13 protein-coding genes and 2 tRNA genes are annotated in these 16,957 nt (G+C 40.7%); 10 read left to right on the plus strand and 5 right to left on the minus strand.

Translation table 11 applies throughout. The features are described 5' to 3' along the window. Nucleotides 1–61: 61 nt before the first annotated feature. From NBH16_RS10890 to NBH16_RS10920, 7 genes are all read left to right on the plus strand, one after another. On the plus strand, nt 62–706 hold the full coding sequence (locus NBH16_RS10890) for a Crp/Fnr family transcriptional regulator (RefSeq protein ID WP_048927769.1): 645 nt from the start codon (nt 62–64) through the stop codon (nt 704–706). Nucleotides 707–793: 87 nt separating this feature from the next. Next, nucleotides 794–1,753, plus strand: a complete 960-nt coding sequence (locus NBH16_RS10895; RefSeq protein WP_034532310.1) for a hypothetical protein — start codon at nt 794–796, stop codon at nt 1,751–1,753. Between the two features lie 237 nt (nt 1,754–1,990). Further along, the gene (locus NBH16_RS10900) at nt 1,991–2,950 is read left to right on the plus strand and encodes a hypothetical protein (protein ID WP_008774203.1); all 960 of its coding nucleotides are present in this window, start codon (nt 1,991–1,993) and stop codon (nt 2,948–2,950) included. Between the two features lie 338 nt (nt 2,951–3,288). Then, nucleotides 3,289–6,075, plus strand: a complete 2,787-nt coding sequence (locus NBH16_RS10905; protein ID WP_250788516.1) for a fimbrial protein — start codon at nt 3,289–3,291, stop codon at nt 6,073–6,075. Continuing rightward, the gene (locus tag NBH16_RS10910) at nt 6,072–7,880 is read left to right on the plus strand and encodes a hypothetical protein (RefSeq protein WP_048927771.1); all 1,809 of its coding nucleotides are present in this window, start codon (nt 6,072–6,074) and stop codon (nt 7,878–7,880) included. The genes NBH16_RS10905 and NBH16_RS10910 overlap by 4 nt, the downstream gene beginning before the upstream one ends. A gap of 61 nt (nt 7,881–7,941) precedes the next feature. Further along, a complete protein-coding gene (locus NBH16_RS10915; RefSeq protein WP_250788518.1) occupies nt 7,942–9,612 on the plus strand; it encodes an Mfa1 family fimbria major subunit in 1,671 nt (556 codons plus the stop codon). Nucleotides 9,613–9,728: 116 nt separating this feature from the next. Continuing rightward, nucleotides 9,729–10,709, plus strand: coding sequence for a FimB/Mfa2 family fimbrial subunit (locus NBH16_RS10920; RefSeq protein ID WP_170105511.1), 981 nt, complete (start codon nt 9,729–9,731; stop codon nt 10,707–10,709). Between the two features lie 7 nt (nt 10,710–10,716). On the opposite strand, the gene NBH16_RS10925 is transcribed toward NBH16_RS10920, so the two are convergent. Continuing rightward, nucleotides 10,717–11,307, minus strand: coding sequence for a Crp/Fnr family transcriptional regulator (locus NBH16_RS10925; RefSeq protein ID WP_008779579.1), 591 nt, complete (start codon nt 11,305–11,307; stop codon nt 10,717–10,719). Then, entirely contained in the window at nt 11,304–12,653 is a 1,350-nt protein-coding gene (locus NBH16_RS10930; RefSeq protein ID WP_250788520.1) for an MATE family efflux transporter, read from the minus strand. The genes NBH16_RS10925 and NBH16_RS10930 overlap by 4 nt, the downstream gene beginning before the upstream one ends. 158 nt (nt 12,654–12,811) lie before the next feature. On the opposite strand from NBH16_RS10930, the gene NBH16_RS10935 reads away from it, so the two are divergent. Continuing rightward, on the plus strand, nt 12,812–13,687 hold the full coding sequence (locus NBH16_RS10935; protein WP_250788522.1) for a DMT family transporter: 876 nt from the start codon (nt 12,812–12,814) through the stop codon (nt 13,685–13,687). Between the two features lie 80 nt (nt 13,688–13,767). On the opposite strand, the gene NBH16_RS10940 is transcribed toward NBH16_RS10935, so the two are convergent. Both NBH16_RS10940 and NBH16_RS10945 read right to left on the minus strand, forming a co-directional pair. Next, a tRNA-Ser gene (locus tag NBH16_RS10940) sits at nt 13,768–13,855 on the minus strand. A 1,150-nt stretch (nt 13,856–15,005) separates the two neighbouring features. Then, a tRNA-Ser gene (locus NBH16_RS10945) sits at nt 15,006–15,090 on the minus strand. Between the two features lie 192 nt (nt 15,091–15,282). On the opposite strand from NBH16_RS10945, the gene trxA reads away from it, so the two are divergent. After that, on the plus strand, nt 15,283–15,756 hold the full coding sequence (gene trxA / locus NBH16_RS10950) for a thioredoxin (protein WP_005858169.1): 474 nt from the start codon (nt 15,283–15,285) through the stop codon (nt 15,754–15,756). A gap of 84 nt (nt 15,757–15,840) precedes the next feature. Continuing rightward, nucleotides 15,841–16,173, plus strand: coding sequence for a CGGC domain-containing protein (locus NBH16_RS10955; protein ID WP_005866270.1), 333 nt, complete (start codon nt 15,841–15,843; stop codon nt 16,171–16,173). 82 nt (nt 16,174–16,255) lie between these two features. Here NBH16_RS10955 and NBH16_RS10960 read toward each other — a convergent pair whose 3' ends face one another. Beyond that, the gene (locus tag NBH16_RS10960) at nt 16,256–16,804 is read right to left on the minus strand and encodes a 30S ribosomal protein S16 (protein ID WP_005858168.1); all 549 of its coding nucleotides are present in this window, start codon (nt 16,802–16,804) and stop codon (nt 16,256–16,258) included. Nucleotides 16,805–16,957: the final 153 nt, after the last annotated feature.

The following is a 16,957-nucleotide window of genomic DNA, read 5'->3' on the forward strand; positions in this document are numbered from 1 at the left end:
CTGTAACAGTTGTTACACTCTTTGATTATTTTCTTTATCTTTATCCGCAAAAGGAAGTTTTATGAATCTGAGTTTGTGTCCTATTTGCGGAAAATTGTCTGAGGAAGAGCAAACCGCTCTTTTCAGTTCGTTGGATTATTCGACAAGGTCGTTTAAGAAAGGTGGCTGGGTAGCTCGTCAGGGAGATGCCTTATCTTCGCTTTATCTATTGAGTAAAGGACGGGTAAAGACAGAGATGATCACCGAAAGCGGGACAATTTTGGAAGTGGAGACTTTATCGGCGCCTACTCCTTTGGCCTCCGCATTTTTGTTTGCGGAAAATAATCGCTTCCCGGTAGATGTTATCGCCTTGGAGGAATGCGAGATCATTTTAATACCTAAGAATGCGGTGATGCGTTTGCTGGCGACAAACGAGCATTTTCTTCAAAGCTATATGGCTTTTAACGCCAACCGGACACAATTTCTTTCTGAACGTCTTCAATTATTATCGATTAAGACCATTAAAGGTAAACTGGCTTACTATATACTTAAACGTATTCAAGGAGATCATTATAAGCAGGATCGTAATCAAACAGAGCTTTCGGAATATTTTGGAGTGGCCCGTCCTTCATTGGCCCGTAGTTTCTCGGAAATGATAGAGGAAGGGGCTATTTCCCGGGAAGGGAAAATAGTTGATATGAATAAGCTGAAAAGCTACGTGCTTTGAAAATCCATCTACGAATGTACTTGTTCTCGAAACAACTTCCTCTCTATATATGTTACTAGAGTAGATGATTTTTCATTCGACATGGTTATGATGATAAATGAATTAAATACAGGCTTGATTGAAGCTTTAAAAGAAAAACTTCCCCCTAAGACAAATTTGGCGAATCTGTTGATGGATACCCTTTATATTGGCAGAGAAGCCATTTATAGGCGCTTACGTGGCGAGGTTCCTTTCACCTTGGAAGAGGCAGCTCTTATCTCAAGGAAATTGGGTGTGTCATTGGATAAAATAGTAGGGGTTAGTTTTAGTGCCAATGCCGTGTTCGACTTGAATGTGGTAGATCACGATGATCCTTTTAATGCTTATTTTACGATCTTGTCTAGATATGTGAAGATCTTTAGGGCCTTTCAGGATGATCCTACTACGGCTTTGGGTACCTCTTCCAATACTATTCCTCAGACCCTTTATTTGAAGCATGACCTTTTGTCAAAGTTTCGTTTATTTAAGTGGATGTATCAGAATAAGCATATCCAATGCAATCATTTTGAGAATCTGAAGATACCGGAAAAACTGGTTGATACCCAAAGAGAATTTGTATCGTTGACACAGTATATCCATTCTACGGATTATATTTGGGATAATATGATCTTCCATCATTTGGTCAATGACATTAAATATTTCTCCGATATCCATCTTATTTCCTGTGAGGATATACAACGTATCAAAGAGGAGTTATTAGTGTTGGTGGATGAATTGGAAGAACTTGCCATGAGAGGAAAGACCGAGGCTGGCAATAGTGTACGAATTTATGTATCGCATATTAACTTTGAGGCTACGTATAGTTATCTGGAAACAAGTTCTTTGCAGTTAAGTATGATACGGGTTTACTCGATAAATTCTATTACGACACAGGATTCTGAGATGTTTAATAGCTTGAAAGACTGGATTCAATCTTTAAAAAAGTTCTCTACCATGATCTCCGAGAGTGGAGAGATGCAACGTATCCAGTTTTTCAATAGACAAAGGGAGATTATAAATACGCTTTAGAGTTTGAACTTGTTTCGATAAATGAAACAACCTAGATCTTCCGATTGCGCGATTCGAAATTTATAGGTGCTTTTTTAGTTTAATTTCGTTTTCTATCTTTTTCTGTCTGTATTTGCTTTAATTAGAAAAGGAACAATTCTCATAGGCTTGCTTTATCGTACAAAACTATCGTTTACATGTTTTACATTTGCCAAATGTATCAAGGAATATTAATAGTTGGAAATAAGGTATAAGGCAATGAAAGATAGTATTGTAAATGAATTGATAACCGCAATGAAAGATAGGCTTCCTCCCGGACAAAATCTTGCTAATTTCTTGACGGATACTTTATGTATCGGGAGAGAGGCGGTGTACCGCAGGCTTCGGGGAGAGGTCGCTTTTACGATTGATGAGGTTGCGCAAATTTCCTATAAGTTGGGGATCTCCATAGATCAGATCATAGGAAATCACTTGCATAATAGAGTGACTTTCGATATGAACTTGCTCCGGTCTGCCAATGCGATAGAAAGTTATTATGAGATTATTGATCGTTACTTACGGATATTTGACTATGTGAAAGGAGATAAGAGTACGGAGGTTTGTACGGCATCGAATGTTTTGCCTTTTACGCTTTATTCCTCTTTTGAATATCTGTCTAAGTTCCGTCTTTGCCGCTGGTTATATCATCATGGACAGATAAAGACTCCAAATTCTCTATATGGGATGGTGGTGGAAGAACGAATTATAAATGTACATAAAAAATTAAGTTATAGCGTAAAGAATTGTCCGAAAACCAGTTTTATCTGGGATATGAATATTTTTGTTTCTTTCGTGAAAGAGGTCCAATACTTTGCTTGCCTGAATTTGATATCGAAAGAGGATGTTCTGTGCTTGAAAGAGGAACTTTATCAATTACTTACTCATATGGAGGCTTTATCTATCACAGGAGAGTTCAGTGAGGGCCATAAGGTGTTTTTCTACTTATCAAGCATTGATTTTGAGGCAACCTATACTTATATAGAGAAGCTGGATTTCCAAATTAGTATGCTACGAGTTTATTCAATCAATTCTATGGACTCCCAAAGTCCGCAGATTTGTAAAATGCAACGAGATTGGATTCAGGCATTGAAACGCCATTCTATCCTAATATCCGAAAGTGGAGAGGCACAACGTATCGATTTTATAAAAAGACAGAGATCGGTTATTGATATATTATAATTATAGATAAGACGAAATATAACGGACCTAATTTCTACATAAATGAATATTATAAGGGATGTTTATTGAGCCTTTAAGCGATCTTTCGTTTAAGGGCTTTTTCGTGGATTCTTATTAATGTGATTTGTTTCGATAATCGGAACTGTTTGATAAGAGTCTTGCGTATAATAGAAAAATAGAGCCTTTTGATCTTGTTTTTCTGGAAACTGTAACGGCCTGAAAAATAATTGCATAATTAGATGTAAACTGTGATTCATATTGTCATTATTGGGTGCATATTTAGTTTATTGTGACTTTTTATATCGTGATATTTGCATTATAACATTAGAGCAATTTTTATGATAGTGGAAGAGTGTAAAATATATAAAGGTTTCGTGGCAGTCTTGTTATTGATAATCCTTTTCTCATGTACGGATGAGACAATGATTAGCGGTAATGTGGAAGGAGCCTATATTTCTATTAGGAATATAGATTCTCAAAATACGACTCATTCGGGTAGCGAAGAGGACTACGACGTGAATACGCTTCGTGTTTTGGCTTTCAATAAGACAACGGGAGCATGCATATCTAATATTCACTATAGTAAGAATCAATGGATAGAAAATATCATCCGGCATCCAATCGTAGCTGGGAATTATGATTTCGTATTTTTGGCGAATGAACCGACGGATAACGTTATAGCCAATAAACTGAACACTCTTTCACGTTATGACGATTTGAATCTTATCGCTTATCCCGCAAGCTCTTTTTCTTCGGAGAAATCGATCCCAATGATGCAGGAAATAAATAACGTAGAGGTTTTACCAAAAGGTAAAGGGGCTAAATTGAGTGATGGGACAACGGTTTCTTTATTACAACTGGCCCTTAATCGTCTGGGAGTTCGAGTAGATGTTGTTTTGGAGGCGGCAGATAATTTCGATGATATTTTTAATGGAGTTATATTTAGTGGTATCCCTAATTTGATCCCATTGACAGCTCAATATAGTGGCTCTACTATTGAGAGGAATGTAACACGTAATTTTACATTGAGAGAAGATGGTGATTATTTCTCCTCTGTTACTCCAAATATTCCCGGAATGAATTGGGCTCGGAAGATCACTCGTATTATTTTGCCCTCTAATGAGTTGGAGAGAAAGAACGATCCGGCAAATGCGGTGGTTTTTACGGTAGATATGGAGGATAGCTATAATCCCTCCTGTGAGTTGAAAATAAACTCAGAGCCGGTTGATTATAACTTACCTAAAAATACGAAGCTAGATCTTACCGGGATCATTAAACAACCCTTGGAGATGAATATACAGGCATCGGATTGGGATTCAATAGCAAATGATTGGAATATATCTGGTAATAGAGTGCTAAATGTGTCACATACAGAGGTCGATATTACCGATTTTAACGGGGCACGAATCTCTTTCTCGTCCAATATGCCGGTTGTGAGGATTTTTGATAAAGTAAAAGTGCTAAGTACAAACACTTATAAGGAAACGAATGAGGTGTTTAACGCTTTGTCGAGTCAAGAGTGGCAGCCGAACGCTGATGAGAGGATTTTGTATGATCCGAGTACTGGAGCGGGCTATATGGATATCTTACTTGATTTGCCAAACTATATTATAGGTAAGGAAACCTATGAGATTACATTGATGGCTGCGGAAGATTTCTCGGGGAAGAACGCTATTCGTAGAACGATAACCGTAAAGGTCAGTCAATATGGAAATCGTTATCCGTTTGATATTAATTCAACGAATCATCTATGGTCTAACCCTTATGTAGGGGCTTTCTATAAGGATGATGAAAGTGGAGAAAGGATAATTAGTGGGAACAAGTGGAGTTATTGGTATCAGTGGCGTGTGGAAGTTCCAACCGAATATCAGGATTTTATAGTGATAAGCTCGACACCTAGCTTTGATCCTAACGTTGGAACAGGTTCTCCGGGAGATCCGGAAGACTATCCGGTTATTCCTAATTCACAGAAAGGTGAGACAGGCAGTTTTGTACAAGGAAGAGGACGTGTTTACTTCCGGATAGGATTGAAGAGCAAGAATCCTAGAAAAGGAGTGCCTAGATATGGTGTCGTAAAGCTTTCTTATACGGAAAATGGGACGACTTACGAAACTGATTTATATGTCCGCCAAGGAGAGGCTCCTGATTATATAATGCGGAGGGGTACAAACGAGGGGCCGGATTTAGGTGTAAAATTTAGTGCGTACAATTTGACAGCTCGGTCATTCTTAAATGATGTTGATACAAAGGATGAATGGAGGCAGATAGATAAAAGCACTGATCAAGTTGATTTTGTTAAGTATCCGACTCAAGCCGGCGCTCATTTTCAATGGGGATTACCGGTAGCATATGCTTCTTTAGCACTTCGTGCGTATCACCCTACCAACGTGAATAATAAGAGTGCTACGTGGGAGTTATCGGAATGGCCGATAAGACGTATTGAGACTCCCACTTTTTGGGATGCTACGAGCGGGGATAAACTGAAAGATTATTACGAGATCTGTCCCCCGGGTTATCATCGTCCAAGCGACGGTCCCTTGGATAGGATTGTGTTGAATAGTTATACCTATAATGATGTATATAAATCCGAGATAAGAATGTCGTTATTCCGTAATCCAATGAAAGGGGATGGAAATTGGGTGACGGCTGAAAAACCGATTGATCCACAGAATAAACCGGAGAAATATATCCCTAAGATTCTGGAAGAGATCAAGTACGGATTCTATGCGGATGGTTTTTTCGACAGGCGTCCTATCGTGGAAAGAGATATGATCGATGGCATAGAAAGAGGTTCGGGGAAGGTCAGTAAGTATAAAGGAGTGTCTTTAGATACGACGGAAGCGGCTTATGGGGGTGTCTTGATATTTAATCCGGACAATAACGCCTCTATTTTCTTTCCGGCCGCAGGCCGAAGATGGCATACGGATGGTAGTTTGGAATATGCGAGTGAGACAGGGTATTATTGGTCTTCTTCAGCGGCTCCGGGGTGGACTGATACGTCAAGTGGAGAAGAGAAAGGTTCTGCTCACGGTAATATTTGGGGGATAGAGTATAATTATTTAGCGACAACTCCCAAGTCTTCGAGTCATCAATTTGGTTTTACAATTCGTTGCGTGAAAGAATGAGAATAATTAGTATGCATATGATCGGTTTTTGGGCTCTGTTATCCCTATTAATGCTATCTGGCTGTGAGCATGAATTTGCTTTGTCTGAACAGGTAGGAGAGGAAGAAGTCTTTTCTGAAAAAGTACAGCTGGAGATTTTCGCCCGTGCTAATTCGTACCATCTCCCGTCAACAAAAGGACTTATGGATGAGGGTACGGTGGGTAAGAACCCATGGATGTTTGTTTTCAAAGGAGAAGGGCCTAACGCTACTTTTGTGGAAGCCGTGCAAGCCTTTGAATTAGCGGGAAAAAGATATGTGATATTGACTAAACAATCGAATGACAGTAAATATCAGTTATTGATATTGGCTAATTCACCCGATAGATTTTATTATGGGGATGCGGTTACGGAATATGGATTCGATGAAACTGGATTTTCTGCCCAATTGATGCAAGGTTTGACGACATTGGCTGATTTCTGTACGAATATGCTGACGGCTCCATTGGCGGTACCTTCGGTTTCTGTCATTCCTTATAGTGGTAACGGGCAAGTGATCCCGATGAGTTATTTACTGGAAGTAGATAAGATAGATCATACAACAAAGATCGAGAATACGGACGGAACGCCCTTGATGCTTACCCGGGCGATCGCTAAAATGGTAATTGTCAATAAGGCGACGAACTTTGAGCTAAAGGGAGTTGTGGCGGTTATGAATGTACCTAGGCAAGGACCGTTTCATACGCTGGATGGTCTCATTAGGGATAATACCTCTAATTTGACTGAATACAGGAATGATGCTGCTTATTCATCCTTATTGGTTCAGGCAGATTTCATAGATGGGGGGGAGAGTACTGAGAATGATCCAGTCTATTTATATGAGTCTGATATGCGGAATAATACACACTTGATTATTCAAGGTGCGTATGGGGGACGGGATTATTTCTATAAAATGGCGATCGTCAATAAGGATGTCCAGTTAATGGATTTACAACGTAATCATTCTTATCAATTCACTATTGTTACGGCAAAAGGTCCCGGCTATGATACGGTAGAAGATGCAAAAGCCTCTAAACCTTCCAACACAGCTCTGGATTATGAGATCTCAGTTGATAATAGAGACTCATACGAAGTTGTAGCGAACAACGATTTCTTTCTGGGAGTCAGTAATTCGGTATTTATCGCCTATACGAGTGAGGGTGCCAATTTTGAGGTTTTTAAATTGATTACGGATTGCCGGACTCGTTTTCCGAATGCCTGCCGGATTAGTGATAATGGAAACGAGGTCGGCATTGGGGTACCCTTGCTGGTAAACCCATCTAATGGAGCGAGAATACCGATCGTGGATGATACGACATCAGATCCGAATATCACGGCTGTGGAAGCTCAAATATCGAATGGCTTGTTAGATCATGCGTATATCACGCTGAAATTGGGGACTCTCGAAAAGACGGTGCGTATTAGGCAAAGATATGCTATACCGGCGGCTGGAGTGACAATTAAATATATGCCGGCTGCGGATAGCAGCGATAGTTTCGATATGAACTACTATTGTCTTTCCGCATATGTGGAAGATGGGGCGGATGATCCTAAGAGCTGGATAAAGCTGCGTCCTTCCGTCGGCGCTGTACGGGAGGACACGGATAAGATCACGGTTGATGATGGGACAATTTATATTGAAGTCTTGGGGAATACAATGTCCAAACAGAGAAGTGGCATTATATACCTGACTACTATAAAAGATCCCGGTGTATCCTCGAATACTAATTCTGTACAACGTATAAAGTTAAATATTAGTCAATTATCCCAAACGGTCGTGACGGATTAAAAGATGACTAAGAGATAAAAAGTGATAAGTGTTTAGTTAGAAACAGTTTAATTGTTGTAAAATGAAAAAGAAAAGACTTTTTATGTTTGCGCTTGCGACGCTAGTGTTTGCTGCGTGTAGTGATGACCATGCTATTTCGGATGGGAATAGCGATGTAGTAACCGATCCTTCGGGCGATGCGTGGGTGGCTTTGAATATTAAGACTCCCGCCGCCGTTACCCGTGGATTGAATATCCCTAATCAAGAGAATGCGATAACAGGCGAATATGAGATTGAGGATGTTAAAGCGATTTTCTTCGATGGCGATCAAGATGCGAGTCTAGTTACAAAAGTGATAGACCTAAGTACCGGCTCCGGTGATTTGACATCTTCCGGCGCAAGCAGTAGCAGTAAGGCTTTTCAGATTCCGGCTACTTCTAAGACAATACTGATTATCGCGAATCCGGGTGCCGGTTTCTCCAGCGTCGGGGAAGGCTCTAGTTTCGTGGATGTGAACAAGGCGGTGAAGGATGAGTCGATAACAACGAGTGTCGCGAAAACAGGAACATTTTTGATGACAAACTCAAAAGGTCATCTGGAACCTTCGGATAACTCGGGAAATACGATAAACTTAACTCTTTATAAGAGCCAAGATGTCGCGGTAAAGAATCCGCTAGCGATTTATATAGATCGTGTTGTCGCTAAAGTACGTGTATATACCAGCGCTATGGATAATAGCACGGCATCGATCTATAGCCCGAAATGGATTCTGAACGTTACTAATAAATGGTATTATCCTGTATCGAGGAGGATTAAGACTTGGAATGAAGATCCTGCCAATACTCCGGATGCTCGCGGTACTTGTGTCACTCCATTCGATAGGTATGAGATCGGTTCATACCGGGTAGACCCGAATTACAACAATACGAATATCGGTGAGTGGAACGAGGCGAATCAAGTGGCGTATACGAATAATTACAATTTTGTGTCTGCTTCGACGAACGCATCTGCCATATCTTGGAATGAGATAAGTTCAGCATCTAATCCCGTTACTGAATATTGTCTGGAGAATACACAAGAAAAAGAGTATAACAACCATGCTTATACGACCCAAGTCCTTTTACAAGCGAACTTTGCGCCGAAGAAACTGAAAAAATTAGATGGCGGTACGGTTGATGTGGGAGAGGGTGAGTCTTGGATGATCGTAAATGGCGTAAGCTATACATATGATACCTTGATGGACTGGATAGAAAATGAGTTGACAAAGAAATATAAGGATGGGAACCCTGACGGTTATCCAACCTCTATATCAACAGCCTTCAACCGGTATGTAAAATACGTGGATTCCTCCAAGGAGGTTACTATTCCAACCGGAGATGAATTTAAGCAATCCGGTCAAAGCGCAGAAACGCAGGCTGCGGCACTTAAACAGAAATTTGTAGACGCAAGGCTTGCCGTAGAGAATAAAGGGGCGGGTAGTTATGGTACGGTCTTTTATTATGATGGTGGTGTAAGTTATTACAAGATCATGATTAAACATGATGACTCGGATAAGGCGATGAATGAGTTTGGAGAGTTTGGGGTTGTGCGTAATTCCGTTTATGATATTAATATCAAGGGATTTAATAATCCGGGTTATCCTACTATTCCGGATCCGGACCCAGATACGCCAGATGAGAATGATGAGACATGGTTGTCTATCCAGATTAACGTGAACCCGTGGACTTGGTATAGCCAAGAGGAGATCTTATGATTTTAGGTTATTAGTTAGGTATCGCAGGTTAGAAAAGGGGAGTTTCCAAACAGTGTTTTTTCCTTCTGGGAACTCCCTTTAATTAGAGTAAGGATTAATTAGAAAAATAGAAAAATATGAAACAGAACCGTCTTATACGTTATACAATTTGGGGAATCCTTATTATCTGTCCGTGGATATTGACCTCTTGCGATATGTTTCATGAGGATCTTCCCGAATGTCGTTTATTTGTCAAGTTTAAGTACGACTATAATATGCTTTTCACGGATGCGTTCCATACGCAGGTGGATAAAGTGGAGCTTTATGTATTTGACAAAGACGGAAAGTTTCTGTTCAGTCAAGTAGAGGAAGGTGAAGCGTTGGCGACAGGCAATTACCAAATGGAGGTAAAGCTTCCGATAGGAGAATACCAATTTCTGGCTTGGGCCGGCGCACGTGACTCCTACGATATTTATACGCCTAGGGGAGAGAATACGATTACTGATATGAGGTTAAGGCTGAAACGTGAGGAGTCTCTTATCATCAGTAAAGAACTGGAGCCTCTTTGGTATGGTTATATCAGTGACGTTGATTTTACAGGGACCAGCCATCAGACTAAGACGATTGATCTGATAAAAGATACGAATAAGATACGGTTTGTTTTTCAAGGTTATTCCGATAGTTATATCCGGGCTACCTCCGGAGATAATTGGAATGTGAACATGAATGATTATGAATATGAGATCATCGAGTCGAATGGCCATCTGGCCTATGACAACTCGTTATTGGAGGATGATGTGTTAAGTTTCCGACCTTATTATATGGAACAAAAGTCATCATCGGCGGCAGCTGTCGAGTTGAACACGATGCGGCTGATGGAAGATCGGCCGACACGTTTTGTCGTAACGGAGAAGTCTACCGGCAAAAAGGTATTCAATATTAATTTGACAGATTTTTTAGCCTTGACTAGTATGGAGGGAAATAATATGGATGTACAAGAATATCTGGATCGCCAAGATAGATATAAGATTATCTTTTTCTTTGCTGATAATACATGGAATGCCGTACAGGTAAATATAAATGGCTGGACATGGTATCTCCAGTCCGAGGGGATATGAAGAGGCTTTACACGATAAAGGTTAAAGAACTAGCTAACTTCGCCCGGATTCTACTTAAGGATTGAGCCGTGACACCTAGATAAGAAGCTATATATTTTAGGGGGACGGATTGGATGATTTCGGGCTGTTTGTCCAATAGAATGGCGTAACGTTCAATGGCGGTTCGTTTGTAAGAACTTAACCATGAAGTCTCGATCTCAAGCATAAAATTCTCTAGAATCCTTCTTCCGATATTTGCTAATTGCACGGAGGATTGAAATAGGATTTCTAGTTTCTGTTTGGATAGGCAATACGCCTCGCTTTCCGTAACGGCTTCTATGGTATAAAGAGAAGGAGAGCCGGAAGTATATCCCCATACCGGGAGTGCGATCTCGCTCTCCACGGCGAACCAAAAGGTATCTTCCGTCCCATCTTTAAATGTATAAGCCCGCCAGATTCCCTTGGATAAGATATACATATTCGTGTTTATCTCACCTTCATGTACGATTATATCTTTGGGGACAAACGACATCATCTCTGCGCTTTCCAGCAATAACTGCATGGCCTGCTCAGAGATTGAAAACCGTTCCATCACTTTCTGGCGAACTTCCTCTTTCATGCTCTTCTACGTTTCAATAGATAGTATACCACTATGATTACAAAAGTAATTAATTCCGACAAAGGTACGGCCAGCCAAATACCTTTAATTCCGCAGACAACAGGTAGGTACATGAAACTTAGGGTGATAATCACGATTCCTCGTAGAATAGTGAATAGCGTAGCGGGTTTGAAACGTTCTATGCTCTGGTAGTACCCGATACAAACGATATTGAGAGCGAAAAAGACATATCCCAAAGAAAAATAGGGAATGCCGGAGACCGCTATCTCGTAAGCGTTGCCATGATTACCGAGAAATAAGGAGGAGACTTCCGGGCAGAATAAAATAGTACCCACGCAGGCGAGTCCTCCGCACACGACAGCGCATAGCAGGGCTAACTTAAACGCCTGCCGTACTCTTTTCCACTGCTGTATGCCATAGTTGTAGCTTATGATCGGCTGGGTAGACTGGGCGATCGCATTGTTCACCATGAATACGATAGGAAAGCAATAACAGGCTACACTATAGGCGGCAACCCCGTCTTCCCCAAGGTATCTCATGAATATATAATTACCCACCAGCATCATACAAGCGATAGCTGCCTCAGTTAAGAACGCGGAAGAACCAAGCTTTACCATGTATCCGATATTGCGGATTGTCAATAAGATACTTTTAAGCGAGAATTTAGGGCGGTAAAGATGTAATACTTTAGAAAAACCTACGATATAAACCACGATCATAATACTTCCTACGATTACGGAAATAGCGGAAGCTAAAGCGGCTCCCATTAATCCCCAATGCAATGGGAAAACGAAAATATAGTCTAATGTTAGGTTTATCAGGGCCGGGATAGCGCTGCATAACATGGCGTATGTAGGTGATCCGTCTAACCGGATAATGAATAACCCGATATTCAATAACATGTAAAAGGCAAGGAACGGGACGATCCAGTTCATATATTCCAATACGGAGGGCAATAATTGTTCGGAACTACCCAATAAAAGAGCGACCTCAGTACGGAATGTCATCACTAACAAGGAAAGCGATAACATAATACATAATGAGACCGAAAGCGCTTGCGTGATATTAATATTCGCTACCTTGACTTTCTGGTGTGAAAGGTGGATCGAGGCGACGATAGATGCGCCTACTCCGAACATAAGCCCGATTCCGGTTGCTAACATGAAAAAAGGAGCCACGATATTTACCGCAGCCAAGGCGTCACTTCCTACGCCTCTTCCTACGAATATTCCATCGGCGATATTAATAGTGGCGGAAAGGACCATACCTAATAAGGTAGGGATAAACATCATACGGAACAACTTCGGAATGTTCATTGTTCCAAAATCAATACTGTCTTGCATCATCAGTTTCTTTTCTTTTTATTTTTGCGGCACAAAAGTAGGCTTCTCCATTTAGAAAAAAGTTACCATTAGGGTAAAAAACGGAGTATTTATCAAGTTTGAATTCGATAGCTTATATTTCCTTTGTACATTTGTCCATAATTAAATATTATAGTGACATAATGAAAGACGCATTTATAAAACTGCATATATCTATTATTTTGGCAGGTGCGACGGGCATATTTGGAAAATTGATTAGCTTGAATGAAGCCCTATTGGTCTGGTATCGTATGATGCTTGCGTCTTTGTTGTTTTTACTCGTTTTATCCGTCGGCAAAAGATTGAATCGAATTTCTTTCGGGGATGCCTTGAGAATAGGGGGAGTAGGGTTATTGCTGGGATTGCATTGGGTTTTCTTTTATGGAAGTATAAAGGCTTCGAATGTGTCTATTGGAGTGGTTTGTTTTTCTCTGGTAGGTTTCTTTACGGCTTTTCTAGAACCATTGGTTAATTGTCATAGAGTGTCTTTCAAGGAGGTTGTTTTTAGTTTGTTGACTTTATTCGGGGTGGTGCTGATTTTCCATTTCGATACTCGCTATCGTTTAGGAATAGGTTTGGGTATTATATCATCCGCTTTAGCGGCTTTGTTCACGATCACGAATAAGAAGATCGGAAATAATTATTCAACAAGTACCATGCTCTTGTATGAAATGGTAGGTGGCTTTATCGGGCTTTCCTGTATTTTACCGTTCTATTTGCGATATTTTCCTGTATCGACGATTGTTCCCGGGCTATTAGATTTTACTTATTTATTGCTTTTAGCTTCTGTTTGTACGATTGGTTTGTATTTACTTCAGATACAAGTCCTGAAAAAGATCTCTGCGTTCACGGTAAACTTGAGTTATAATCTGGAACCTATTTATAGCATTATCTTGGCTATGCTTCTTTTTAGTGAGGCTAAAGAGTTGAACGCCGCTTTTTATATAGGGCTAGGGGTAATAATATTGTCTGTCATCTTACAAACACTAAGTGTTATTCGATCAAACAAGAAGATTTAGTGTAGGTAACAAAAAATCTAAAAAGTCCCACAAATCCAACGATTTGTGGGACTTAACTGTTCATTGTCTGGTTAGTTCTGCGGAGAGAGCGGGATTCGAACCCGCGAAACCCTTTAGGGGTTTACACGCTTTCCAGGCGTGCCTCTTCAACCACTCGAGCATCTCTCCAAGGTCTTGTTGAAACCGGGTGCAAAGGTATTGATTTTTTTTGATTATGCAAGAGTTTCGCTTGCGAATTTACATAGAGATGCAATGTCTGGATGCGATTACTTGGCTCACCCGATATTTATTGGGAACAGAGTTAATTCAAAGGGATAAAACAAGAATCGCGGATGTCAGCTTAATGCGATGAATGGTATCTTTTTGATTGAAATGCCTTCTTTTTCACGACACGGCTCTCTGGCTATAAAAGCCAACGAGCGTAAACGGGGAGCGCGAACAAGCTGCCACAACCGCTTTTTAACACGATAAGCGTCGCTTTTTAACGAATATATACGTATCAACCTACACATATGGCTGTATCAACTCACACATATAGCAGTGTCAACCCACACATATAGTCGCGTCAAGCTACACATATAGTGGCGTAAGCCTACACATATATAGGCATCGGCCCTCACATGCGGTAGCGTTGGGCATTTTTACCGCCTTACGACCGTAAAACATGAACTAGGGTGAATTATTTCGACTGGAACGAAAGGCCGTTTTTCAGCAAACGGCTATCAAACAGAGAATTGCTGTTTTTTTCTCTCGAATTTGGAAGCGAGACTCACTTAGGTACGGAATAATCGATTCTCCGGGACTTCAGATTACAAGTTGTCAAAAAGACAAATGGGCCACTTGTATCTATAGTTCCTCTGCCATTTCCCGATAACCATCGGGGGAGAGACGGTTAATGTATAATTTATGCCTTGTCAGGTGAATAACTTACGGCTTGTCAAGTGAATAACTTACGGCTGGGGGTAGCCGTAAGCTTACGAGTCTGGAAATGGTTAGTTATTCACTTGGGAAGCCTTTCTCAAGTGAGTTGGCCTGTTGATTAACAGGATATAAGACAGCGATTTATATGGCAATGGTTATCCCATGATCTCATCTGTTGGCCGACTTCGATATTTCTGTAGGTCGACTTGTCTTAGGTTGCCGGCTGAAATGAAATATATATGAGCCTGAAGATACCCCCACTGATTATCGGGTGAGCCGAATTTTCTTCTGATAAGGCATTGGAGACAAGACTTATAGGCAATAATAAAAAAACCTACAAATCGCAGATTTGTAGGTTTTTGTCCACTTACTCTCTTGTTTTGTTCAGTAGATTCTGCGGAAAGACAGGGATTCGAACCCCGGGAACCTCTCGGTTCAACGGTTTTCAAGACCGCCGCAATCGACCACTCTGCCATCTTTCCAATATGTTTTGCGATCAAACGTTTCGTTTAATTGCTTTGCAAAGGTAGTCATTCTTTTGGAATATACAAGAGTCTTATGCGCTTTTTTTCTTTTTGTTTATTCTTTTCTTTTAAGAATAGAATGTGTGGGAATCCCCTTTTTATTGCTATTTTTGTAGCAAATAATTTATCAATCAAGTAAAAGGTTTCTATATGAGAAAGTTGAAAAGTTTATGGCTGGTTTCGGTTGTGCTGCTATTAGTAAGCTGCTCGATGTCCGCTAAATCAGATAAATCAAGTGAGGCTGGTACCGCCTCCAAGGGAGAGGTCGTTACTTTGAACAAGGCAGAGTTCCTGCAAAAGGTATTCAATTACGAGAAGAACGCTACGAAATGGGTATATGAAGGTGATAAGCCTTGTATCATCGATTTTTATGCGGACTGGTGTGGTCCCTGCAAGCAAGTGGCTCCTATTTTAAGGGATTTGGCTATCCTGTATAAGAATGATATCGTAGTTTATAAGGTAAATGTGGATAAGGAAAAGGAGTTGGCTGCCGCTTTCGGCATACAAAGTATTCCTACGTTCTTGTTTATCCCTAAGGAAGGACAGCCTCAGATATCGATGGGAGCTCTTCCCCGTGAGGAGTTTGTGAAACAGATCGATACTTTCTTGTTGAAGAAGAAGTAACACGACTTAGTTAATCATCATTTATAGATCGGAAAGCCGTAGAATTTTAGATTTTACGGCTTTTTTAATTGGGAGGGATGCTTTATGAAAGTAGGAATTATCAGATGTATGCAAACAGAGGATTTTTGCCCCGGTACTACTGATTTTAGGATGATCCGTGAGAAAAAGGGAGCCTTTGAGGGTGTAGAGGAAGATATTGAGATCATTGGGTTTATCAATTGCGGAGGTTGTCCCGGAAAAAAGGCCGTATTAAGGGCGAGGGAGTTGGTGAATAGAGGGGCGGATAGTATCGCTTTTGCTTCCTGTATCCAAAAAGGGACGCCGATAGGTTATGCCTGTCCTTTCGCCAAAAGGATGAAGGATGTTATCCAGAACGATTTAGGCGATGGCATCCGGCTGATCGATTATACGCATTAGGAAGATCCGGTAGCTGGTGGAAAAGGCATAAAAAAAGAGGGCATTGAAAAATGTCCTCTTTTTTATTTTGGCATCGCACGAATTATTCAGCGCTTTCAGTTGCCGGAGCTTCTTCAGCGGGAGCCGCTGCGGCTGCTTCCTCAGCTTGCTTAGCAGCTTCAGCTGCTGCCAATTCTGCTTTCTTTTTAGCTACGATTTCTGCTTTTGCCTTATTAGCTTCCTTCTCAGCCTCAAGACGTGCTTTAGCTTCTGCTCTAGCTGCTTCGCTGTCTTTTTCTTTGATAGCTTGTACGGAAGCTTGTTTGTTCTTCAACCAAGCTTGGAATTTCTCCTCAGCTGCGGCTTCGTCGAACGCACCCTTCTTAACACCTTCCAATAAATGCTTTTTCAAGCAAACGCCTTCGCGAGAAAGGATGTTACGAGTTGTGTCTGTAGGTTGAGCACCTACTTGTAACCAATACAAAGCTCTTTCGAAGTTCAAATCTACTGTAGCAGGATTAGTGTTCGGATTATAAGAACCTATCCTTTCAATAAATCTTCCATCACGTGGAGCCCTGCTGTCTGCGATCACGATTTGGTAGAAGGCGTAACCTTTACGACCGTGTCTTTGCAATCTAATTTTTGTTGCCATGTTTGAATAATTAATTTAAGCTGTTTGTATTAGCGGGTGCAAAGATAGGAGTTTCTGTTTATAAAACAAGCGTTTTGTTGGAAAATATGTGGATGCTTCTGCTTTTTTTAAAGGTAGTTTAAGGGATTAGTCCCTTATGCAATTGGTTGCCGA

Source organism: Parabacteroides sp. Y3-G-102, from assembly GCF_023656845.1.
Lineage (GTDB): Bacteria > Bacteroidota > Bacteroidia > Bacteroidales > Tannerellaceae > Parabacteroides > Parabacteroides distasonis.